The following is a 20,915-nucleotide window of genomic DNA, read 5'->3' on the forward strand; positions in this document are numbered from 1 at the left end:
CCGTCACGAAGTCAGGTTCCGCCACCGGCGCGGGGCGAGGCTGAGCAGGCCCAGCACGGCGAGCCCCGCGCCGATCCAGAGCGGGGCCGCCAGGCCATAACCTCGGTCGATTGCGAGGCCGCCGAGCCAGGCGCCCAAGGCGAGACCGGCGGTGATCACCGAAGTATGAAGACTGTTCACCAGCGGGCCGGGATGGGCGACCCGCATCACCCGGGCGACCATGGCCGGGTTGAGAGAAACGCCGGTCAGGCCGATCACCAGGAACGCGCCGACGCTGACGGCCGCGTCAGTCGGGAAGGCCGCGAAACTCGCCAGAGCCGCAGCGAGGATGATGAGGCCGATTGCCAGGACGGGGATTGTGAACCGATCCGCCAGCCGGCCGATCACGAGATTGCCGATCACCGTCGCGAGGCCGTAGGTGGCGAGCACGATCGGGATCAGCCGCGGCGCCAGTCCGGTGACTTCGGTGAGGATGGCGGTGACGTAGCTGAAGGCCGCGAAGGTCGCGCCGATGATCAGCCCGCTGGTTGCATAGGCGGCCCAGAGGCGGCCGTTGCGCAAGTCGGCCAGGCCGGACGCCAGGGTGACCTGCGTGCGGCAAGCGGGTCTCGGAATCGTCGGGCCGACGATGGCAATGCAAAGGGCCGTCAGCCCGACGACGAGCCAGAAGCTGGTGCGCCAGCCGAACAGGTCGTTGATCAGCGCGGCGGCGGGCACGCCGACGACCGGCGACACCATCAGCCCGGCCAGGACCAGGGAAGCGGCACGACCCCGCAGATCGGCCCGGACCGATTCGGCGCAGAGCGTCAGGCCGATCCCGAAACAGGCGGCGCTGGTGATACCTTGCAGGGTGCGGGCGAGCGCCATCACCGCGTAGCTCGGCGCCAGGGCGGCCAGCGTGCTGCCGATCAGGAACACGCCGAGCAGCCATAGCAGCGCGTCCTTGTTCGGCACCCCGAGCCGCAGCAGCAGGGCGATCACCAGCGGGCCGCCAAACGTCATGCCGAGGGCGAACAGCGCGATCAGGTTGCCGATCTCGCCGACCGAGACCGCGAAGGCCGAGGCCAGCGACGGCATCAACCCGGCGACCATGAACTCCGCCGTGGTGATCACGAAGATCGTCGCGCTCAGGAGATAGACCCAGGGCGGCACCGTGGCGGCGCCGGGCTCGACCGCGCCAGTAACGTCCCGTGATTCGACCGTTGTCTCCGCTGCCCGCATCGTCGGCCCCCATTTCTGTAAAATCGACTACAGAATGGGTAGGCGAGCTTGCTCCGGATGGTCAAGCCATTCTATAAATCCTGCTACAGAAAGGTGTGCGATGGCTTCCGCGCGAGGACGGCCCCGCGGCTTCGACCGCGATCAGGCCCTGGAACAGCTGATGCAGGTGTTCTGGGCCAAGGGTTACGAGGGTGCGCAGCTCAACGACCTGACCGCCGCGATCGGGGTGAATCCGCCGAGCTTCTACGCGGCCTTCGGCTCGAAGGAGGCGGCGTTCCGCGAGGCGATCGACCTGTACATCGCCACGGTCGGCTCGGCCCAGATGCGGGCGCTCGATGAGGCGGCGACCGTCCGGGACGGCCTTCGCGCGATGCTGGAGGGCAGCGTCGAGGTCGCGCTCTCGACGAAGCCCGGCGGCTGCCTGCTGATCCTCGGCGTGATCAATTGCCTGCCGGCGAACGAGGCGGTGCGCGAACATCTCATGCGCGCTCGACGCAGGACCGTCGAAGTCGTCTCGGACAGGCTCCGGCGCGGCGTCGCGGACGGGGAACTGGCCGCGGACACGGACATCCCCCGGCTCGCGGCGTTCTATCACGGCATCTTGCAGGCGATCTCGTTCCAGGCGCGGGACGGGGCGACGCGGGCAGACTTGCGCGCGCTGATCGACCCGGCTCTGCGCGCCCTCGATCCGGGCTGATCCGCCCGCATGGCGCGGACGCGCCGCCTGCGGTTGACGCCGGCCGCCACGCATCCCACCACCGATTGAGGCCTTTGATGGCGCATCATCGTTTTCCGAAAGCCGGCGACCACCTTTCGGGATGATGCTTTTGCAACGCGGGACGATGCATGGCGAGCGAAGGCAACGAGCGGCTGATCCGGTCGGGCACGCCGGTCTTCCGCCGCACGGCTCTGGCGCTCGCCGCCGCCGGGTTCTCGACCTTCGCGGTGCTCTACGCGGTGCAGCCGCTGCTGCCGATTTTTTCGGATGAGTTCGGCGTCTCGCCGGCCGAGAGCAGCCTCGCTCTATCGCTGCCCTGCGGGCTGCTGGCCGTGGCGCTGCTGGTGGTGAGCCCGCTCTCGGAGATCTGGGGCCGCAAGCCGGTGATGCTGGCCTCCCTGTTCGCCTCCGCTCTTCTGACCATCGTGGCAGCCCTGGTGCCGAGCTGGCACGGTTTTCTGGTCCTGCGGGCGCTGTCCGGGCTGACCGCGAGCGGCCTGCCGGCGGTGGCGATGGCCTATCTCGCGGAGGAGATGGACGCGCAGGCGATCGGCCTGTCGATGGGGCTGCTGGTCGGCGGCAACGCGCTGGGGGGCATGTCCGGCCGACTGATCAGCGGGGTGATGGCCGACCATGTGAACTGGCGGGTCGGGGTCGCCACGATCGGCGGCCTCGCGCTGGTCGCCGCGCTCGCGTTCTGGCGCTGGCTGCCGCCCGCGCGCAACTTCGTACCGCGCCGGATGGCTTGGCACGAGGTGCCGGGCAGCTTCGGCCATCATGTCCGCGATGCCGGCCTGCCCTGGCTGTTCGCCGAGGCGTTCCTGCTGATGGGCGGCTTCGTCTGCATCTACAACTATATCGGCTTCCGCCTGCTCGACCCGCCGTTCTCCCTGAGCCAGACGGTGATCGGCCTGATCTTTTCCGTCTACCTCGCCGGCATGGTGAGCAGCCCCGTGACCGGCGAGCTCGCGAGCCGCTTCGGCCGGCGGCGGGTGCTGTGGCTCGCCACCGGGCTCGGGCTCGTCGGCATCCTGATGACGGCAGCCGACAATATCGTGCTGATCGTCGCTGGGGTCGTGGTGGTGACCATCGGCTTCTTCGGGGCGCATTCGGTGGCGAGCAGCTGGGTCGGGCGGCGGGCCCTGCGCGACCGGGCGCAGGCCTCCTCGATCTACCTGTGCCTGTACTATCTCGGCTCCTCGGTGCTCGGCACCGCCGGCGGCTGGTTCTTCGCCCATTCCGGCTGGACCGGCGTGGTGCTGTTCGTGGGCGGCCTCTACGGTCTGGCCCTCGCCATCGCGATTCGGTTGTCGCGGCTGGCGCCGCTGACGGTTTGAGCCGCATCCCAAACAGCCGAGCGCGCGGTTTTTGACAGTCTTTGCCGAACTTTGCCATGTTGTCCCAAGGAGGGACCAGCATGGCGAGCATGAACATCTCATTGCCCGACCCCATGAAGGCCTGGGTCGAAGAACAGGCCGACACGGGCCGCTTCGCCAATGCGAGCGACTACGTGCGCGACCTGATCCGGCGCGACCAGGAACGCCTGGCCAAGATCGGCGAGCTGCAACGGCTGATCGATGATGGGTTGGCCAGCGGCATCAGCGGTCGGTCGGAGGACAAGATCCGCCAACTCGGACGGGAGCGATTGGCGGCCCTCCAGGCAAAATGAACTTTCGGACGTCCCAGCGGGCCGATGAGGACATCGCCGAGGCCTACGCAGCGGGCGCGCTGCGCTTCGGCATGGCCCAGGCCGAGCGCTACCAGGACGGCCTGTTCGACGCGTTCCGGATGCTCGCCGCGAATCCCCGTATGGCGCATGAGCGGCGGGAATTCGCGCCGCCGATGCGGCTCGATCCCTACAAGGCTCACATGATCGTCTACGTCGAGGGTGAGGCGGGCATCCTGGTCGTTCGCGTCCTGCATGGCCGGCAGGATTGGGACCGCGCCCTGTCGTGAAGGTCGACCGCACGTCCCGGCATGCCGGTGATTGCGGATCACCCCAGCCCGGCGCATCGTCCGCAACCGGATAGCCAGGACGATGCTCCTGAACCGGGGAAGGAACCCATGAGCGCACGCAACCATGCCGGCCACGTCGTCGATCAGTTCGGCGCCCAGGCCGCGGCCTACGTGACGAGCGCGGTCCATGCCGCCGGCGCCGATCTCGATCGGATCGGCGCACTGGTTCGCGAGCTGCCGGGGGCGCGGGTGCTCGATCTCGGCTGCGGCGGCGGCCATGTCGCCTTCGCGGCTGCCGCGGCCGGTGCCGCGGTGACGGCCTACGACCTGTCGGCCGAGATGCTGGCCGCGGTTACCGCCGAAGCCGGGCGGCGCGGCCTCGACCGGATCGAGACCCGCCAGGGCGCCGCCGAGACCCTGCCCTTCCCGGACGCCGCCTTCGATGCGGTGCTGACCCGCTACAGCGCCCACCATTGGCGCGACGTTCCGGCCGCCCTGGCGGAGGCGCGGCGGGTGCTGAAGCCGGAAGGCCTGCTGGTCGTCTGCGATGCCGTCGCCCCGGAAGAGCCGCTGCTCGACACGCATCTCCAGGCGGTGGAGCTGCTGCGCGACCCCTCGCATGTCCGCGACTACCGTGTGTCGGAATGGCGCCGGATGCTGGAGACGGCCGGCTTCGCCCCCGGCGAGGCGCTCGCGAGCCGGCCGCGCATGGAGTACGCGAGCTGGATCGCCCGGATGCGGACGCCGGAGGTCAACGCGGCGGCGATCCGCGCCCTCCAGGCCTCGGCGCCGGTCGAAGTCGCCGCGCATTTTGCCATCGAGGCCGACGGCAGCTTTTTGCTCGATTCCGTGCTGATCGAGGCGCGCCCGCGCTGAGACCCTGTTGGCCGTCGCTATCTCGGTCGAAAGACGATTATCCCAACCTCCCCCCTCATCCTGAGGTGGCGGCGCGCAGCGTCGCCCTCGAAGGAGCCCTCCAGAACCCGCGCGCTCCCTGGAGGGCTCCTTTAAGGCCCGCTGACGCGGGCACCCCAGGATGAGGGCAAGGGTCGGAAGGACGGACCAAGCAGGCGCTGAAGCGCCATCGCAGGCTTGGCCGTTGAACGGTCCGGGCCCCGCACCCATGTTCGAAGTCCGTGTCATCAGAGGAAGCCCGGCCCGCGTTGCGGAATCCCGGCTCTGCAAGCCCGCCTGATCGAGCTCGTCACCGTCGTCCTGCTGATCGCGCTGAACGGCGTCTTCGCTCTCTCGGAGCTGGCGGTGGTCTCATCGCGCAAGAGTCGCCTGCGTGCCTACGCGGAGGCGCGCCGCCCGGGCGCGAAGGCGGCCCTGGCGCTTGCCGAGGAGCCGGGCCGTTTCCTCTCCACGGTGCAGATCGGCATCACCCTGATCGGCATCCTGTCAGGCGTGGTCTCGGGCGCCGCGCTGGGCGACCGTCTGGCGCTGACGCTGATCGATCTCGGCCTGCCGAAGGGCTGGGCGGACACGCTGGGCTACACACTCGTGATCGGGGTGATCACCTACCTGTCGGTGATCATCGGCGAATTGGTCCCGAAGCACCTCGCCCTGCGCAACCCGGAGGGGATCGCCTGCGCGGTGGCGCCCGGCATGCGGCTCGTCGCCCGCGCCGCCCTGCCAGCGGTGTGGCTGCTCGACGCCTCGACCCGGGCGGTGTTCCGGCTGATCGGCCAGGAGACCGAGAGCGCCAGCGCGGTCACCGAGGAGGAGATCCGCAGCCTCGTGGCCGAGGCCGAGACGGCGGGCGTCATCGAGGGTGGCGAGCGCGCCATGATCTCCGGCGTGCTCCGGCTCGGTGACCGGCTGGTGCGCGGCGTCATGACCCCGCGCACCGAGGTCGTGTGGCTCGACCTGTCGGACGATCCCGAGACCATCCGGGAGCGGCTGCTCGCGAGCCCCCATGCCCGCCTGCCGGTGGCCGATGGCGGCCCGGACGCCATGATCGGCGTCGTGCAGGTGCGCGACCTGATCGGACCGCTGTCGCGCGGCGAACCCCTGGATCTGCGGGCGCATGTCCGCCGGGCTCCCGTGCTGCCCGATACCCTCGACGCCCTCGATGCCCTGGACGCCCTGCGCAAGGGGCCCGTGCCGATGGCGCTGGTGCATGATGAGTACGGCCATTTCGACGGGCTGGTGACTCCGGCCGACATCCTCGACGCGATCGCGGGTGCGTTCCATTCCGAGAGCCTCGAGCCGGACGCGGTGCGCCGTCCGGACGGCTCCTGGTTGATCGCCGGATCGATGCCCGCCGACGAGCTGGCCGACCAGCTCGGCCTGCGCCTGCCGCCGTCGCGCGACTACGCCACCGCCGCCGGGCTGGTCATCGCGACGCTTCAGCACCTGCCGGAGACCGGCGAGACCTGCGACATCGCCGGCTGGCGCTTCGAGGTGGTGGATCTCGACGGTCGGCGTATCGACAAGCTGCTGGTGACGCGGCTGGAGGAAGAGGAAGATGAAGATTAGGTTCCGTAATCTGCTCACTTTCAGAGGGGCTTAGCAGTCGGTCGAGTCAATCTTTGGGCCTAGCTTCGCGACAATTTAGCTAACTGTGAATGCCGATCCCCATCCAGGGAACTCATTGATCCATTTACTCTTTGAGATTGATGAAGGATCGGTGAGGTTTCAATGGATACCTATTGTGTAACTTTTCGAATCGCAGATCGTGCGGTCAACGGCAAATCCTATTCCGAACGACGCGACAAACTCGTAGAGAACGTAAGAAGCAAAGGCGGTGGGTATTGGGACGAGACCACGTCATTTTTCTTAGTCGAGTCAAATTTGAACACGCCAAGTTTCGCCGCTCAAGCGGCGGATGGCCTGAGCGAACAATATGATATGCTCTTCGTCTTTGACCCAAAAGACATGTCGGCATGTTATTTCGGGGCTGTCACCCATGTAGATGTATTGAGATCATTTTTCCCGAAAATTCAAAAGGTTAAATAACGATGTATTACAACGGCGTTCGCCGTCTGCATCAAAAAAAACAGCCAGTTGACCGGAAACAGGGCGGGTTCACTGGCAGAATTGTCAATTTAACATGCAAAAGAAATGTATAGCTAGTCGTTTTCTTCACAAGGCGCTTAATATGCCTTCCAGCAGTCGATAGCGAATACAAGCCTCAGCGGCGCTGAGTTCTCTCCTACGCCGCCTCGCCTGCAAGCCGCCGCGCCGCCCGGTCGCGGCCGATCAGCGGCAGGAGCCCGGCGAGATCCGGCCCGTGTTCCAGGCCGGTAAGGGCGAGGCGCAGCGGCATGAACAGGCCCCTCCCCTTGGCGCCGGTGCGGCTGCGGATCTCGGTGGTCCAGGCTTTCCAGGTCTCGGGGCCGAACGGCTCCGGCGGCAGCGTCTCGCGGGCCGCCGCGATCACGGCTTCCTCGGTGATCACCGGTTCGATCGGGCCGGCCACGACCTTCCACCAGTCGCGCGCCTCCGAGACGCGGCCGAGATTGGGCTGCACCGCCAGCCAGAACGCCTCGGCGGTCTCAGGCGGGATGCCGAGATCGGCCAAGCGCGGGGCGACCTCCGGGTACGGCATGGCGTGGACGAGCCGGGCGTTGAGCCCGTCGAGCTCCGTGGGGTCGAACCGGGCCGGCGCGCGTGAGATCTCGCCGAGATCGACCAGGCTCGCCAGGGTGTCGAGGTCGGGCACCGCCCGCACCGATTCGGCCGAGCCGGTGAGCACGGCGAGCGAGCGCACGGCGGCCGGCTCGTAGCCGGCCTCGCGCAGCCCGCGCAGCGACAGGTGGCCGAGGCGCTTCGACAGCCCCTCCCCGTCCGCGGTGGTGAGCAGGTTGTGGTGGCCGAAAACCGGGACAGTGGCGCCCAGAGCCTCGAAGATCTGCACCTGCACGCCGGTATTGGTGACGTGGTCCTCGCCGCGGATCACGTGGGTGATGCCGAGCTCGGCATCGTCCACCACGGAGGGCAGGGTGTAGAGATAGCTGCCGTCGGCGCGGATCAGCACCGGGTCGGACAGCGACGCGCAATCGACATGCGCCGGCCCGCGCACGAGGTCGTCCCACGCCACCGTCCGCGCCTCCAGCAGGAAGCGCCAATGCGGCCGGCGGCCCTCCGCTTCGAAAGCCGACTTCTCCTCCGCGGTGAGCTGCAACGCCGCCCGGTCGTAGATCGGCGGCTGGCCGCGGCCGAGCTGGCGCTTGCGCCGCCGCTCCAGCTCATCCTGGGTCTCGTAGCAGGGATAGAGCCGCCCGGCCGCGCGCAAGGTGTCGGCGGCAGCGTCGTGCTGGGCCTTGCGGTCGCTCTGGCGGGCGAACAGGTCCGGCTCGATTCCGAGCCAGGCGAGATCCTCCCGGATCGCCTCGGCGAAGGTTTCGGTCGAGCGCTCGGCGTCGGTGTCGTCGAGGCGCAGCAGGAACTGGCCGCCCGCCTTGCGCGCGAACAGCGCGTTGAGCAAAGCCGGGCGGGCGTTGCCGATATGCAGGTAGCCGGTGGGCGAGGGAGCGAAGCGGACGAGCGTCATGATCCGCTCTGTAGCCGATCTGCGGCGGGTTTTGCGCGTCCCTTCGCGCATGGGTGGCGCGTACCGCCGCCGCCCATGCGCCAGCCCGCTACCCAGCGCCGGCAAAACCCGTCAGAACGCCCCCCTTGGCGTGGGTCGGGATGCGCGGGATGGACGAGACGGCCGATATCGTGGTGGTCGGCGGCGGGATGGTCGGGCTGGCCTGCGCCATCGCGCTGAAGGATCGCGGCCTCGACGTGGTCCTGTGCGATCCCGGCGAGGCCCGGGCCCGGACCTCCTACGGCAATGCCGGCGTCGTCAGCCGCGGCTCGATCCTGCCGATGTCGAGCCCGGCCCTGTGGGGCAAGCTCCCGGCCTATCTGCGCAATGCCGACCGGGGCCTGCGCCTGCACTACACACACCTGCCGCGGATCCTGCCCTACACCGCGCATTTTCTGGCGAGCGCCCGGGCCTCGCGCTGGCGGCGGGCCGCCGCCGCGCTGCTGCCGCTGACCAGCGCCGCCTACCCGGCCCACGAACGCCTCGCCGCCCGGGCCGGCACCAGCGAGCGGCTGCAGCGGACCGGCTGGCTCAAGGCCTATCGCACCGACGCCGCCTTCAAGGCCGCCGCCCTGGAGCGGGAGATTCTTTCAGGGCACGGCGTGGCATTCGACATCCTCGACACGGCTGGGATCCGCGATATCGAGCCCGCCCTGGTCCGCGCCTACGCGCGGGCGATGCTGCTCACCGAGACCGGCTTGGTGCGCGAGCCCGGCCGCCTGATCGAGGCCTGCGAGGCCCTGTTCGCGGGCCTGGGCGGACGGCGTCTGCGCGGCAGCGTTGCACGGTTGGCGCCGGAGACCGATAGCTGGCGCATCGTCCACGAGGCCGGCGCGGTGCGGGCCAAGCAGGTGGTGCTGGCGGCAGGCGTGGCTTCGGGGGCGATCGCCAGGACCCTGGGCTACCGCTTCGCGGTGGCGGCCGAGCGCGGCTATCATCGGCACTACGCCCTGCACCCGGACAGCCCGCCCCTGACCCGGCCGGTTCTCGATACCGGCGCCGGCTCGATCCTGTCGCCAATGGGCGACCATCGGGTGCGGGTGCTCTCCGGCGTCGAGCTCAATGCCCGCCACGCCGCCCCGGACCATACCCAGATCGAGGCGGCGTCCCGCGAGGCGGCCGAGACCCTGCGGTTGGGCGGCCCCCTGGACAACGAGCCCTGGCTCGGCTCGCGCCCATCCACCCCCGACGGGATGCCGGTCATCGGCCCGGCGCCCCGGCACAAAGGCCTGCTCTTCGCCTTCGGCCACGGCCATATCGGCCTGTCCACCGGGCCGATCACCGGCGAGATCGTGGCCGACCTCGCCACCGGACAGAAACCGGCGGTCCCGGTGGCGGCCTTCGCCCCCGAGCGCCTGCTGGGCTGGCCGCGTCTGCTGTAGGCCTCAGCGCCAATCGTAGGGGTTGTAGGGCTCCAGCGCGGCCTGGATCCGTCTCAGGATCGCGGGCTGGCGCTGGAGATCGGCCTCGTGGGCGAGGGCCCGCAGGAAGGCCCGGGGGCTGTGTTCGAGGTCCCGTGCCAGGCCGTCATAGCGCTCGGCCGGCTCGACATGGGGCGGGTTGACGGTGACCAGGTAATCGAGGCCGCAGGTCGGCGGGTCGATCCCCAGTCGGTAGCAGATCTGCACCCGGGCGAAGGGCTCGCCGGGCCGGCGGACGACCCGGTAGCCGCCGCGCGTGAAAGCCCCCCCGGTGGCGCGCTCGGCATAGGCGAGCGTCCCGTCCACCGTGGCGAGGCTGTCGGTGTGCCGCGTGCGCACGAGGTCGATCGCGGCCCGCTCTGTGGGCAGGAACGGCTGTGCATGCGCCCCGGACGCGACCGAGGCGGCGAGCAAGGCGAGGGCGAGAGGTCTCACGGCTTCCTCATGCAGACGGCAACCGGTTTCGCATCCTTGGCGGCCTTGGCGGTCATGTCGAGGCATCCGACCGTGGCCACGCCTTCGGTGACGGTGACCGACGGCACCACCGCCATGCCCTGGCAATAGGCGCCGATCAGCTCCTCGTCGCGGTGGCAGGCCACGTCGAGCCGCACCAGCGTGTTCATCGCCGGCCCCGGAGGTCCGGCCGCACCGGCGGGGCCACGATCCCCGGAGGGACCGCGCTCGCCGGTGGCGCCGTTCAGGCCCGGCGGCCCCTGCAGGCCGGGCGGTCCCTGATCGCCCTTCGGACCCGGCGGACCGGCCGGCCCAGGCTTGGGCGCCTCGCAACCGGCGAGCGCAAGCGACGCGATCAGCCCTGAGACGATCGCGGCTGTCCTGGGGATTCGCATACATGTCTCCGGCCGGGATGCCGCCGACGAAGTGGCGCCGGGGGGGCCGAGCGTCAATGGCGGCCCATCGCCGATCCGGTGGGGTATCGGCCCCACAACACGACCTTCAGCGGAAGGATTGCTCGGTCGATCGCGATCCGCTCGATTGGATCGTCATTTTTGATCGTCCTACGAGCCGCGAGCCAGACTGATCGATCCATGTCGATCCGGGGCCATGCCCTCCATCAGCCTCAACAGTGCCGGAGATGACATTCATCTCGCGCCGTCTCTCCGTTCGCCCGCAGCGGAATACGGACGGGGCGGCTGCAGCGGCATTCGTCGTGCCGTGCCGGAAAGGGCCGGTCCTGATCGGGTGTTCAACGAGGGTCGGCCGTCCAGCGAGCAGCTGGGAGCGCGCCGCTGTCCCCTCAATCGTCGCGATAAACTTTCTCCCGGCGCTCGTGCCGTTCCTGGGCTTCGAGGGACAGGGTCGCGATCGGCCGGGCGTCGAGGCGGCGCAGCGAGATCGGCTCGCCGGTCTCCTCGCAGAAGCCGTAGGAGCCGTCCTCGAGGCGGGCGAGCGCCGCGTCGATCTTGCCGGTCAGCTTGCGCTGGCGATCGCGCGCCCGCAGCTCGATCGCCCGGTCGGTCTCCGAGGAGGCGCGGTCGGCGAGATCGGGATGGTTCTCGTTCTCGCTCTGCAGCGCGACCAGCGTGTCCTGCGCCTCGCGCAGGATGTCGCTCTTCCAGCTCAAGAGCTTGCGCCGGAAGTACTCGCGTTGCCGGTCGTTCATGAAGGGCTCGTCGTCGGACGGGACGTAGCCGTCCTCCAGCGTCACCTTCGCCATGCGTCACCCTCGCTGGATCGTAACCGCCCACCAGGGGATGGCCGGTGCGCGGCGATAACGTGAGGTGCCGTATAGTCGAGGTGCTTAATCGCGACAACGCGCAGCGTTGCAGGGCTTGGATGTTGTCTCCAATGCGTCCGCGCGTGCGACAAACAAGCCACGGTCTAGGGGTTATTCAGTCGCGTGCGTACGCAACCGTACGATTGCGGCAGCGATTTCGTCGGTCAAGGCCCGGGCGAGCGGCAGCCGGTAATGGGTCTGGTCGAAGAACAGGTCTGGATTGTCCGCTTCCGGACGCCCGGCGCGTCCGTCGATGACCGTATTCAGCGGGTGAACGGCAAGCGCGGAGCGCACCTGCGCCCGGCAGGCGGCCTCGGCTGCGTCCCGGGGGCTGCCGGCCGGCGGCTCGGCGCGGGCATAGACCGGCGGGAAGACCAGCACCACAGCGGTCTCGGCCGGGACCCGCGCCAGCTCGGCGCGCAGCCGGTCGACGACCGGGAACGGGCCACCGTGATGCGGCTCGGCCTCGGGTCCGACGGGCCGTTCGAGCGCCGCCTTCTTGGCCGGGTCGCGGCCGAAGCCCTGGCCCAGATAGTTCGACTCGTAATCCCACCAACCGTCGGCTGCTGCCTGCTTGCGGCGCGGGTTCAGGAGCCAGCCGAGGCGGTTGATCGTCTCCTGCGCGGCGGTGAAGCGCAGCAGGCCCTGGAGATAGTCGGGCCAATCGCCGAGCAGCCAGTACGGAAAGCCGTGCTCGCTCGGGAAGGTCGGATCGTCGGAGCACCAGAACGCGTCGGCCGAGAGCACGATCGCGTCGGGTCGGGCGTGGTGCTTCAGATACCAGCCGAGCAGGGCGAACTGCTCGGCCGGGCCGGTGGCCGGCACAGAAAGCTGCACGAACGGGATGCCGGTGAGACGGGTCAGCGCCGCCGGCTCGATCAGCTGGATGTGGGAATTGCCGATCACCGCGCCGGAATAGGCCGGGTCGCGGCCGCGCAGAGCCGAGGCGGTGCGCGGCCCCTGCGGGCGGACGGCGCCGCGGGACAGCAGGGTCGAGCGGCCGGTGTCGTAGGGATCGACCACGACCGCGAGGGCGAGATAGGCCACGAACAACCCGGCCATCGCCAGCAACAGGGTGCGGGTGAACCCGCGCCAGGCCCGATCCTGTGGGGGTTGAACGCGCGCCATCCTCAAAACTGGAAGTAGATGAACTCGTAATTCGCATCGTCCCCGATCTTGAGGAGGACGACGACGAACAGGAGCGCGAAGCCGAAGGCGAGGACGCGCTTAGGCGGCAGGCGATGGACCGCCGCCCAGGCGGTCGGACCCACTATGGCGACCAGGGCCGCCACCGCGATGGTGCGCCATTTGAAGCCGGAACCGTGGGGCGCGAGGCCGAACAGGCCTTTGAAGATCAGCAGCGCCGCCTCGAAGCTGGTGGCCCGGAACAGCACCCAGGTCAGGATCACGAACAGGCTGGTGAGCAGCCAGCCGAGGGGCGTCGGAACCGTGATCCGCGCCCGCCGCGCCAGCAACCCGGCGCCGAGGCCGAGCCCGTGCAGGGCGCCCCAGGCGAGAAACGTCAGCCCCGCCCCGTGCCAGAGGCCGCCGAGCGTCATGGTGGCGGCGAGCGCTCCGACCTGCCGCTTCAGGCCGCGCCGGTTCCCGCCCATCGGGATGTAGAGGTAGTCGCGCAGGAACCGCGACAAGGTCATGTGCCAGCGCCGCCAGAAGTCGCGCAGCGAGGTGGCGCGATAGGGCGCGTCGAAATTCTGCGGCAGGACCAGCCCGAACAGCAGCGCGATGCCGAGCGCCATATCGGTATAGCCGGAGAAGTCGAAATAGATCTGGAAGGTGAAGCCCAGCGTCGCCTGCCACGCCTCCGCGACGGTGATCACCTTGCCGGCGGCCGCCGCCTGGAACACCGGGTTCACGTAAGCCGCGAGCGGATCGCCCAAAAACACCTTCTTGGCGAGGCCGACCGTGAGCAGCATCAGCCCGCGGGCGAAGCGCTCCGCAGCGTCGGGCCGCGCGTAAGGTCGCTCGTCGAACTGGTGCATGATCTCGCTCCAGCGCACGAGCGGGCCGGCGAGAACCTGCGGGAAGAACGCGATGTAGAGGGCGTATTTGGTCAGCCCGAAGGCCGGCGCCCGGCCGGCCCGCAGGTCGGCGAGATACATGATGTGGTGGAAGGTGAAGAACGAGATGCCGAGCGGCAGGGCGAGCCCGAGCCGCGGTGCCTCCAGGCCCGGGATCAGGTTGGCGAGGTCGGCGAAGAAGTCGAGGTACTTGAACACGCCGAGCAGGGCGAGGTTGGCGGCGATCGCCGCCGGGATCAGCCACCGCCCCGGCCATCGGCGATAGAGGCGGGCGACGCACCAATTTGCGAGGATCGAGCCGGCGAGCAGCGGCACGAACCGGACATCCCACCAGCCGTAGAACACGAAGGACAGGACGACGAGCAGCGGCAGCCGCCAGGCCGGCGCCGCGCGCGCCACCAGCGCGTGCAGGATGAGCGCGGCCGGCAGGAAGGCGAGGAGGAAGACGAAGGAGTTGAACAGCATCGGGCGGGGCGGCGCGCAGGGGAAGGATGGGCCGCCGGTCTCTCCGGGCGCGAGGCGCCCGCCTTGTCGGGGATCGCGGCGGGCCCGTCAATCGCGAGGTTCTGGGCCGTCGGTGCGGATCGGGGCAGGCACCGCATGGGCTCGCTCGTGAAACGAAATCCAGAACGTCAGACCAGAGCCGTCGCGACACGGTCCGGATTGCCCATCGTTTCCCAAGGTTCTAACATATCAACATTGCCGTCGCTCAAGAGGGCCGGCCATGACCGTCACGACTCTGTCCAGTCGAGCGTTCCAGCAAAACGCCAACCAAGCGCAAAAGGCCGCCGAGAAGGGCCCCGTCTTCATCACGCGGCGTGGCGAGCCGGTGCAGGTACTCTTGAGCATCGAGGAGTATCGGCGTCTCACGGGCCAGCGCCGCAGCCTCGTCGAAGCGCTATCGAAGCCCGGGCTTTCGGAGATCGCGCTGGAAACCCCCAAAGCCAGCGACCTGCCGCGGCCGGCGGATCTGTCGTGACGTTCCTACTGGACACGAACGTCGTGTCCGAACTCCGCAAGGTCGGTGACGGCCGGGCGGATCCCAACGTGGTGCGCTGGCTTTCCGCCGAGGATGCGGATCGCTTCTACCTGTCGGCGATCACGGTGATGGAGCTGGACCTCGGCATCCGCTTGGCGGAGCGTCGCGATCCGACCCAGGGCGCGCATCTGCGTGCATGGATGGATGAACAGGTCATGCCGGAATTCTCCGAACGGATCCTGCCCATCGACACGGCAGTGGCCCTGCGCTGCGCGGGCCTGCACGTCCCGAACCCACGACCCGAACGGGATTCGCTGATCGCCGCGACGGCTCTGGTGCACGCGATGACGGTGGTCACCCGCAACGTCGCGGATTTCGCGCCGACGGGGGTGCGGATCCTCGATCCCTGGACCACTCGCCCGCCGGTCTCGGGCACCTAACCGACGCTCAAGCCGCCCGCCGTCCCGCCTCGATGGTCAGGCCGAGCCCCACCGACCCGAACGTGTCGCCCTCCACCACCCGGGCCGCCGGCAGCGCGGCGGTGAGCGCGGCGCGTAGGTGCGGCAAGCCCGTTGAGCCGCCGGTGAGGAACAGCGCGTCGATCCGCTCCGGCCCGAGCTCGGCCTGGGCGAGGCAGCGGGCGATCCGGGCGGCAACCGCCCGGGCGAGGTCGCCGGTCTGCGCCGAGAGCGTGTCGCGGCTCACCTCGGCCGCGAGGCCCGGCTCGATCAGGCCGAGATCGAGATCGGTCGTGCCGGCCTCGGAGGCGGCGATCTTGGCGCCCTCGACGGCGCCGGCCAGGGCGTGGCCGCGCTCACCCTCGACCGCCGCGCGCAGGCGCTCGACCAGGTCGGGCTTGGCGCAGTCGCGGATCACCTCGTCGATCTCGCGCAGGGTCTTCGCATTGTAGAGGCGGTTGATCGCCGACCAGGTGGCGAGGTCGTGGTAATAGGCATTCGGCACCGCGAGGTCGCCGCGCCGCATCGGGCTGCCGAGGCCGAGCAGGGGCATCACGGTGCCGAGGCTCAGCTGCCGGTCGAAATCGGTGCCGCCGATGCGCACGCCGTCATTGGCCAGGATGTCGCCGGCCCGGTCCGGTCGGCCCCGCCGCTCGGGCGACAGGCGCACGATCGAAAAGTCCGAGGTGCCGCCGCCGATATCGGCGATCAGCGCGATCTCCTCCGACCGGACCTGGCGCTCGTAGTCGAGGGCGGCGGCGATCGGCTCGTACTGGAACGAGACCGCGCGGAAGCCGACGTCCCGGGCGATGTCGCGCAGCGTGTCCTCCGCCCGCCGGTCGGCCTCCGCATCGCCATCGACGAAATGCACCGGCCGGCCGTGGACCACGGTGTCGAGGGATTGCCCGCAGGCAGCCTCGGCCCGTGCCTTCACCGCCGAGAGATAGCGGGCGATGATATCGCGCAGGCGCAGGCGCTCCCGGCCGACCGGGGTCGCCTCGTCCATCAGGGGCGTGCCGAGCACGGATTTCAGGCCGCGCATCAGCCGGCCGGCATGGCCGTCGACATAGGCCGCGGTGGCGGCCCGGCCGATCAGCGGCGCCTCGCCGGGCTCGAAGAAGATCGCGCTGGGGATGGTCCGGTGCGCGCCTTCGAGCGGCAGCAGGGCCGGTCCCGCCGCCGCGAGATGCCCCAGGGTGGTGTTCGACGTGCCGAAATCGAGGCCGCAGGCCGCCATCGTGGTGGGGATCCGGTTTGTTTCGAGGGAGGGCGGCCCGTACAGGGCGGCGGCGTCCGGGTCCAGCGCGGCCGCGGCATTGCAGCCGCGCAGGAAGCGTGGACAGCGCATCCGGAGCACGCACGGATCCGGTTTCGGCGTGGTATGGAGCGATCATGCGTTCCGATATCGATCTCGGCCTGACCGGCGGGCAGCCGGCGCTCCTCGACCTGACCGAACTGCTGGCCACCCGGCTCCTGGTCCAGGGCAATTCGGGCTCCGGCAAGTCGCACCTGCTCCGGCGCCTGCTGGAGCAGAGCGCCGGGCTCGTGCAGCAGGCAGTGATCGACCCGGAAGGTGATTTCGCCAGCCTCGCCGACCGCTACGGCCACGTGGTCGTGGAGGCCGACGGCGACGATGTCGCTCTCCAGCGCATCGCCGCAAGGGTGCGCACGCACCGGGTCTCGGTGGTGCTGTCGCTGGAGAATCTCGACGCCGAGGGGCAGATGCGCGCCGCCGCCGCTTTCCTCGGCGGCCTGTTCGACGCCGACCGAGACCATTGGTACCCGATGCTGGTGGCGGTGGACGAGGCACAGCTCTTCGCACCCGCGGCGGCCGGAGAAGTTTCGGACGAGGCAAGGCGCCTTTCGCTGGGCGCCATGACCAACCTGATGTGCCGCGGCCGCAAGCGCGGGCTGGCCGGCGTGATCGCGACGCAGCGCCTCGCGAAGCTCGCCAAGAACGTCGCGGCCGAGGCCTCGAATTTCTTGATGGGCCGGACCTTCCTCGACATCGACATGGCCCGCGCCGCCGATCTTCTGGGATTGGAGCGCCGCCAGGCCGAGACATTTCGCGACCTGCCGCGGGGCCATTTCGTGGCCCTCGGGCCGGCTTTGTCCCGGCGCCCGCTCACCATCGCGGTGGGGCCGACCCTGACGGTGAGCCGTTCCTCATCACCGGTGCTGGTTCCCCTCCCCGATCCGACCGAGGATGCCCGGGCGCTGATCCTCACGGCGAGCCCGGCCGACAGCCTGGCGCCGCCGATGCCGCGCCCGAAGCCGCGCCCGGTGGCGGCCCCGGACGTGCTCGTCCAGCTCGCCAGCTACCGCCCCCCGGCCCCGCCGGAGGAGCCCGAAGAGGAGCCGATGGATCCGGAGGCGCGCGAGGCCGCGCTGGCCGAGGTTCTGGCCTCAGTCCTGGCCGATGCCGACGCCGCCGCCTGCACCCCCGCGACGCTCTACCAGGATTTCACCGTCCGTTGCCGCATCCGGCGCCTGCGCGGCGACACGATGGGCCTGCCGGAATTCAAGCGCCGCCTCGCGGTGGCCCGGGCCGAGGCCGGCGGCGCGGTTGCCGACAATTCTACCTGGGAGCGGGCCCAGGAGATCGCGACCGGCCTGCCGGACGACCTCGCCGGCCTGTTCCTGGTGGTCGCCCGCGCGGCGATCGAGGGCGCCCCCTGTCCCACCGACGCGATGCTGGCGGACGCCTACGGCACCAGCTCGGGCGGCCGAGCCCGACGGATGCTGGCGTATCTCGAGGAGCGCGGCGCGATCGTCACCCGTAAGGACCTGCGCGGCGCACCGATCATCGCGGTGCCCGATCTCGGGGTCGAGACCGGCCCGGGCGAGCCGCAGATGCTGCCGACCGGGCCGAAGCGGCGGGCGGGGTAGCGGCCGTAAAGCGATCCGTCATTGCGAGCGGAGCGAAGCAACCCAGTGTGGCGCGCGATCCCAGGAGGCGGCGTTTCCCTAGGTTGCTTCGCTCTGCTCGCAATGACGGTGGTGCAGCTATGCGCTGCGCCGGCCTTCGAGCTTGGCGAGTTCCACCGCGGCACGCAGCTCGATCTCGCCCATAAGCGTATCCAGCCGCGGATCTCCCGATGACGCCGCGCGCTCGGCCAACCGTCCGGCGATGGCGCGCAGATCCTGCGGGGCGACGCGGCCGCCGAGCATTGCGGCCTTGAGGCGATCGAGGCCGTCGAGCAAGTCGTGGCCGCGCTTGGCCGTGCGGCGGCGGCGCTCCTGCGGGGTCTCGGCCTCGCCCTGAAGGAGCAGCACCGCGTCGAGCCCGGCCAGGGTCGCCGCCGCAGCCGGCGCACCGGTGCCGGAGGCGGAGGCCGGCGCCGCATCGAGGCTGAAGCCGCGACCGCCCTCGGCCCGGCCCTTGGCCGCGACGCCGCCGGCATTCTGGATCGGCTGGCGAGTCTCGACGCGCATGATGCTGTTCGTGTCGCTCCGGGCGCCCCTGCGCTGCTCGGACACTCGCGCCGGCAGGGTTAAGCACCGGTAAACAGGCCGGCAGAAGCTGCCGGGTCGGCAGGTTCGGTGCCGGTCGATCGTAATCGGCGGCCGCATACCGGCCGTAGAATGATATTTTTCCTCAGAGACTTAACCAAAAAATCCGGCTGGCACGGGGCTGGCAGGAGGGAGGCAGGTCCGTTCACCCTCGAAAAAACCCGGCATGCGCCCGAGCCACCCCTTCAGTCTCATCGGATCGGCCCTCGCCGCCCTCGTCGCAGGTGCGCTGCTGCTGACGATGGCTTCCGGCCCGGCGCTCGCCCTGTCGCGGGTGAAGGACCTCGCCTCGATCGAGGGCGTCCGCCAGAACCAGCTCGTGGGCTACGGCATCGTGGTCGGCCTCAACGGCACCGGCGACACGCTCAACAACATCCCGTTCACCAAGCAGTCGCTGCAGGCGATGCTGGAGCGGCTCGGGGTCAACACGCGGGGCGCCACGATGCGCACCCAGAACCTCGCCGCCGTGATGGTGACGGCGAGCCTCCCGCCGTTCGCCGCGCAGGGCACCCGCATCGACGTGACCGTCTCGTCGCTCGGCGACGCGAAATCCCTCCAGGGCGGCACGCTGCTGGTGACGCCGCTGCTCGGCGCCGACGGCGAGGTCTACGCCCTGGCGCAGGGCTCGGTAGCGATCGCCGGGTTCTCCGCCGAGGGCGATGCCGCCAAGATCACCCGGGGCGTGCCGACCAACGGGCGCATCTCCAACGGCGCCAATATCGAGCGCGAGATCGCGTTCAAGCTGAACGATGCCCGCGCCCTGCGCCTGTCCCTGCGCAACCCCGATTTCACCACCTCGAAGCGGATCGCCGCGGCGATCAACGACTTCATGGGCGCCGATACCGCCGAGCCGACCGACCCGGCCACCGTCACGATCCAGATCCCGGCCAAGTACAACGGCAACATGATCCGCCTGATCACCGAGGTGGAGCAGCTGAAGGTCGAGCCCGACCAGACCGCCCGGGTGGTGGTCGACGAGCGCTCCGGCATCATCGTGATGGGCCGCGACGTGCGCGTCTCGACGGTGGCGATCGCGCAGGGCAACCTCACGGTCACGATCAGCGAGCAGCCGCAGGTGAGCCAGCCGGCACCCCTGTCGAACGGCCGGACCACCGTGGTGCCGCGCACCAGCCTGAAGGTCGATACCGGGGACGGCAACAAGCTGGCCCTGGTCAAGGAGGGCGTGAGCCTGCGCGAGTTGGTCGACGGGCTCAACGCCCTCGGGGTCGGCCCCCGCGACCTGATCTCGATCCTCCAGGCGATCAAGACCGCCGGAGCGCTCCAGGCCGATATCGAGCTGATGTGATTGTCGCGTGCATCGTCCCGAAAGGTGGTTGCCGGCTTTCGGAAAAAGACGATGCCCCAGGAAGGGATTGGAGGGCCAAATCATGCTGCCACTCGCCAACTTCGCGGCCACCGCCGCCGCCGGCGTCGGGAAATCCATCGCCACCAGCGTATCCGACGGCATCCTCAAGACCGGCAGCACCGCCAAGGCGCACAAGACCGCCACCGAGTTCGAGTCGATGTTCCTGGAGAACAGCCTCGACCGGATGGTGCAGTCGGACGGGACCGAAGGCCCGCTCGGCGAGAACGGCACCGGCGGCGGCGTCTACCGCTCGATGCTGACCAAGGAATATGCGGGACAGATCGTGAAGAGCGGCGGTGTCGGCATCGCCGATTCGGTGTTCCGTGAGATCATGAAGATGCAGGGCGCGGCGAGCGATGGAGCGACCAATGCAAAGGGCTGAGCCGTTGCGCGTCGCCGACCGGATCACCGCCGAGGCGCTGGTCGGGGGCGTGCTGGCCAACATGGCCGCGCTGGAATCCGTCCTGGCCGAGGAAGCCGCCCATGTCCGGGCCGGGCGCCTGCGTGAGGGTCTGGCGGCGGCCGAGCCCAAGGCCGCCCTGGCGGCCGCCTACATGCAGGGGCTCGAAGTCGCCAAGGCGAATGCCGTGGCGCTCAAGCGCTTCAATCCCGACGGCGTCGAGACCCTGCGGGCCGCCCATCGCCGCTTCACCGCCGCCGTGGAGGCGAACCAGTCGGTGCTCGACAGCGCGAAATCCGTCTCCGAGGGGCTGATCAAGTCGCTGGCGGAGGAGATCGCCCGGGCGCAGATGCCGTCGGGCTATGGAAGGCAGGCCCCGGCCCCCTCTCCGTACGGACGCGGCGCGCGCAGCGGGCCGCTGGTGCTGTCGCGGAACCTGTAGGGTTCAGCGTCGGCAACGATCGCGGGTAGAGATACGCCAACCCACCTCCCTCATCCTGAAGTGCCCGCGTCAGCGGGCCTCGAAGGAGCCCTCCAGCCGGCCGCGCGATCCCCGGAGGGCTCCTTCGAGG

23 protein-coding genes are annotated in these 20,915 nt (G+C 69.6%); 14 read left to right on the top strand and 9 right to left on the bottom strand.

The features are described 5' to 3' along the window. Nucleotides 1-3: 3 nt before the first annotated feature. Nucleotides 4-1,221, bottom strand: coding sequence for an MFS transporter (locus MKK67_RS31400; protein ID WP_243972960.1), 1,218 nt, complete (start codon nt 1,219-1,221; stop codon nt 4-6). Nucleotides 1,222-1,321: 100 nt separating this feature from the next. Here MKK67_RS31400 and MKK67_RS31405 point away from each other — a divergent pair, with 100 nt between their 5' ends. From MKK67_RS31405 to MKK67_RS31435, 7 genes are all read left to right on the top strand, one after another. Continuing rightward, nucleotides 1,322-1,918, top strand: coding sequence for a TetR/AcrR family transcriptional regulator (locus MKK67_RS31405; RefSeq protein WP_243972961.1), 597 nt, complete (start codon nt 1,322-1,324; stop codon nt 1,916-1,918). Between the two features lie 149 nt (nt 1,919-2,067). After that, nucleotides 2,068-3,276, top strand: a complete 1,209-nt coding sequence (locus MKK67_RS31410; RefSeq protein ID WP_243972962.1) for an MFS transporter — start codon at nt 2,068-2,070, stop codon at nt 3,274-3,276. An 80-nt stretch (nt 3,277-3,356) separates the two neighbouring features. After that, nucleotides 3,357-3,608 carry a type II toxin-antitoxin system ParD family antitoxin gene (locus MKK67_RS31415; RefSeq protein WP_243972964.1) on the top strand — a complete coding sequence of 84 codons (252 nt, stop codon included), beginning with the start codon at nt 3,357-3,359 and terminating at the stop codon, nt 3,606-3,608. After that, complete coding sequence (locus tag MKK67_RS31420) at nt 3,605-3,895, top strand: type II toxin-antitoxin system RelE/ParE family toxin (RefSeq protein WP_243972967.1); 291 nt, start codon at nt 3,605-3,607, stop codon at nt 3,893-3,895. Before MKK67_RS31415 ends, MKK67_RS31420 begins: the two co-directional genes overlap by 4 nt. 108 nt (nt 3,896-4,003) lie before the next feature. After that, a complete protein-coding gene (locus MKK67_RS31425; RefSeq protein WP_243972968.1) occupies nt 4,004-4,771 on the top strand; it encodes a class I SAM-dependent methyltransferase in 768 nt (255 codons plus the stop codon). Between the two features lie 315 nt (nt 4,772-5,086). Then, nucleotides 5,087-6,376, top strand: coding sequence for a hemolysin family protein (locus MKK67_RS31430; RefSeq protein ID WP_243973372.1), 1,290 nt, complete (start codon nt 5,087-5,089; stop codon nt 6,374-6,376). A gap of 162 nt (nt 6,377-6,538) precedes the next feature. Further along, a complete protein-coding gene (locus MKK67_RS31435; protein WP_243972969.1) occupies nt 6,539-6,856 on the top strand; it encodes a hypothetical protein in 318 nt (105 codons plus the stop codon). Between the two features lie 196 nt (nt 6,857-7,052). On the opposite strand, the gene gltX is transcribed toward MKK67_RS31435, so the two are convergent. After that, nucleotides 7,053-8,393 (bottom strand): glutamate--tRNA ligase, encoded by a 1,341-nt coding sequence (gltX, locus tag MKK67_RS31440; protein ID WP_243972970.1) that lies wholly within the window; start codon nt 8,391-8,393, stop codon nt 7,053-7,055. Between the two features lie 149 nt (nt 8,394-8,542). On the opposite strand from gltX, the gene MKK67_RS31445 reads away from it, so the two are divergent. After that, nucleotides 8,543-9,814, top strand: a complete 1,272-nt coding sequence (locus MKK67_RS31445) for an NAD(P)/FAD-dependent oxidoreductase (RefSeq protein ID WP_243972971.1) — start codon at nt 8,543-8,545, stop codon at nt 9,812-9,814. A 3-nt stretch (nt 9,815-9,817) separates the two neighbouring features. Here the strand turns inward: MKK67_RS31445 and MKK67_RS31450 are convergent, their stop codons facing one another. The 5 genes from MKK67_RS31450 to MKK67_RS31470 form a co-directional block, all read right to left on the bottom strand. After that, nucleotides 9,818-10,288 (bottom strand): hypothetical protein, encoded by a 471-nt coding sequence (locus MKK67_RS31450; protein WP_243972972.1) that lies wholly within the window; start codon nt 10,286-10,288, stop codon nt 9,818-9,820. Next, nucleotides 10,285-10,701, bottom strand: a complete 417-nt coding sequence (locus tag MKK67_RS31455; protein WP_243972973.1) for a hypothetical protein — start codon at nt 10,699-10,701, stop codon at nt 10,285-10,287. Before MKK67_RS31455 ends, MKK67_RS31450 begins: the two co-directional genes overlap by 4 nt. Nucleotides 10,702-11,108: 407 nt before the next feature. After that, complete coding sequence (gene dksA / locus MKK67_RS31460; protein ID WP_050733124.1) at nt 11,109-11,528, bottom strand: RNA polymerase-binding protein DksA; 420 nt, start codon at nt 11,526-11,528, stop codon at nt 11,109-11,111. A 171-nt stretch (nt 11,529-11,699) separates the two neighbouring features. Continuing rightward, nucleotides 11,700-12,716 (bottom strand): hypothetical protein, encoded by a 1,017-nt coding sequence (locus tag MKK67_RS31465; protein WP_243972974.1) that lies wholly within the window; start codon nt 12,714-12,716, stop codon nt 11,700-11,702. Between the two features lie 2 nt (nt 12,717-12,718). Continuing rightward, nucleotides 12,719-14,092 carry an MBOAT family O-acyltransferase gene (locus MKK67_RS31470; protein WP_243972975.1) on the bottom strand — a complete coding sequence of 458 codons (1,374 nt, stop codon included), beginning with the start codon at nt 14,090-14,092 and terminating at the stop codon, nt 12,719-12,721. A gap of 259 nt (nt 14,093-14,351) precedes the next feature. Here MKK67_RS31470 and MKK67_RS31475 point away from each other — a divergent pair, with 259 nt between their 5' ends. Then, nucleotides 14,352-14,606: a type II toxin-antitoxin system Phd/YefM family antitoxin gene (locus MKK67_RS31475; protein WP_243972977.1), complete on the top strand. Its 255-nt coding sequence runs from the start codon at nt 14,352-14,354 to the stop codon at nt 14,604-14,606. Further along, nucleotides 14,603-15,046 carry a type II toxin-antitoxin system VapC family toxin gene (locus MKK67_RS31480; protein WP_243972979.1) on the top strand — a complete coding sequence of 148 codons (444 nt, stop codon included), beginning with the start codon at nt 14,603-14,605 and terminating at the stop codon, nt 15,044-15,046. The genes MKK67_RS31475 and MKK67_RS31480 overlap by 4 nt, the downstream gene beginning before the upstream one ends. 7 nt (nt 15,047-15,053) lie before the next feature. Here the strand turns inward: MKK67_RS31480 and MKK67_RS31485 are convergent, their stop codons facing one another. Then, the gene (locus tag MKK67_RS31485; RefSeq protein ID WP_243973374.1) at nt 15,054-16,301 is read right to left on the bottom strand and encodes an Hsp70 family protein; all 1,248 of its coding nucleotides are present in this window, start codon (nt 16,299-16,301) and stop codon (nt 15,054-15,056) included. Nucleotides 16,302-16,456: 155 nt separating this feature from the next. Between MKK67_RS31485 and MKK67_RS31490 the strand changes: the two genes are divergently transcribed. Further along, a complete protein-coding gene (locus MKK67_RS31490) occupies nt 16,457-17,953 on the top strand; it encodes an ATP-binding protein (protein ID WP_243972981.1) in 1,497 nt (498 codons plus the stop codon). A gap of 117 nt (nt 17,954-18,070) precedes the next feature. Here the strand turns inward: MKK67_RS31490 and MKK67_RS31495 are convergent, their stop codons facing one another. Beyond that, nucleotides 18,071-18,499 carry a flagellar assembly protein FliX gene (locus MKK67_RS31495; protein ID WP_243972983.1) on the bottom strand — a complete coding sequence of 143 codons (429 nt, stop codon included), beginning with the start codon at nt 18,497-18,499 and terminating at the stop codon, nt 18,071-18,073. Between the two features lie 244 nt (nt 18,500-18,743). Here MKK67_RS31495 and MKK67_RS31500 point away from each other — a divergent pair, with 244 nt between their 5' ends. The 3 genes from MKK67_RS31500 (at nt 18,744) to MKK67_RS31510 (ending at nt 20,785) form a co-directional block, all read left to right on the top strand. After that, nucleotides 18,744-19,883 (top strand): flagellar basal body P-ring protein FlgI, encoded by a 1,140-nt coding sequence (locus tag MKK67_RS31500; RefSeq protein ID WP_243972985.1) that lies wholly within the window; start codon nt 18,744-18,746, stop codon nt 19,881-19,883. Nucleotides 19,884-19,965: 82 nt separating this feature from the next. Beyond that, nucleotides 19,966-20,325: a rod-binding protein gene (locus tag MKK67_RS31505; RefSeq protein ID WP_243972987.1), complete on the top strand. Its 360-nt coding sequence runs from the start codon at nt 19,966-19,968 to the stop codon at nt 20,323-20,325. Then, on the top strand, nt 20,312-20,785 hold the full coding sequence (locus tag MKK67_RS31510) for a hypothetical protein (protein WP_243972989.1): 474 nt from the start codon (nt 20,312-20,314) through the stop codon (nt 20,783-20,785). Before MKK67_RS31505 ends, MKK67_RS31510 begins: the two co-directional genes overlap by 14 nt. Nucleotides 20,786-20,915 lie beyond the last annotated feature (130 nt).

The organism is Methylobacterium sp. J-072, assembly GCF_022829425.1.
Taxonomy (GTDB): Bacteria; Pseudomonadota; Alphaproteobacteria; order Rhizobiales; family Beijerinckiaceae; genus Methylobacterium.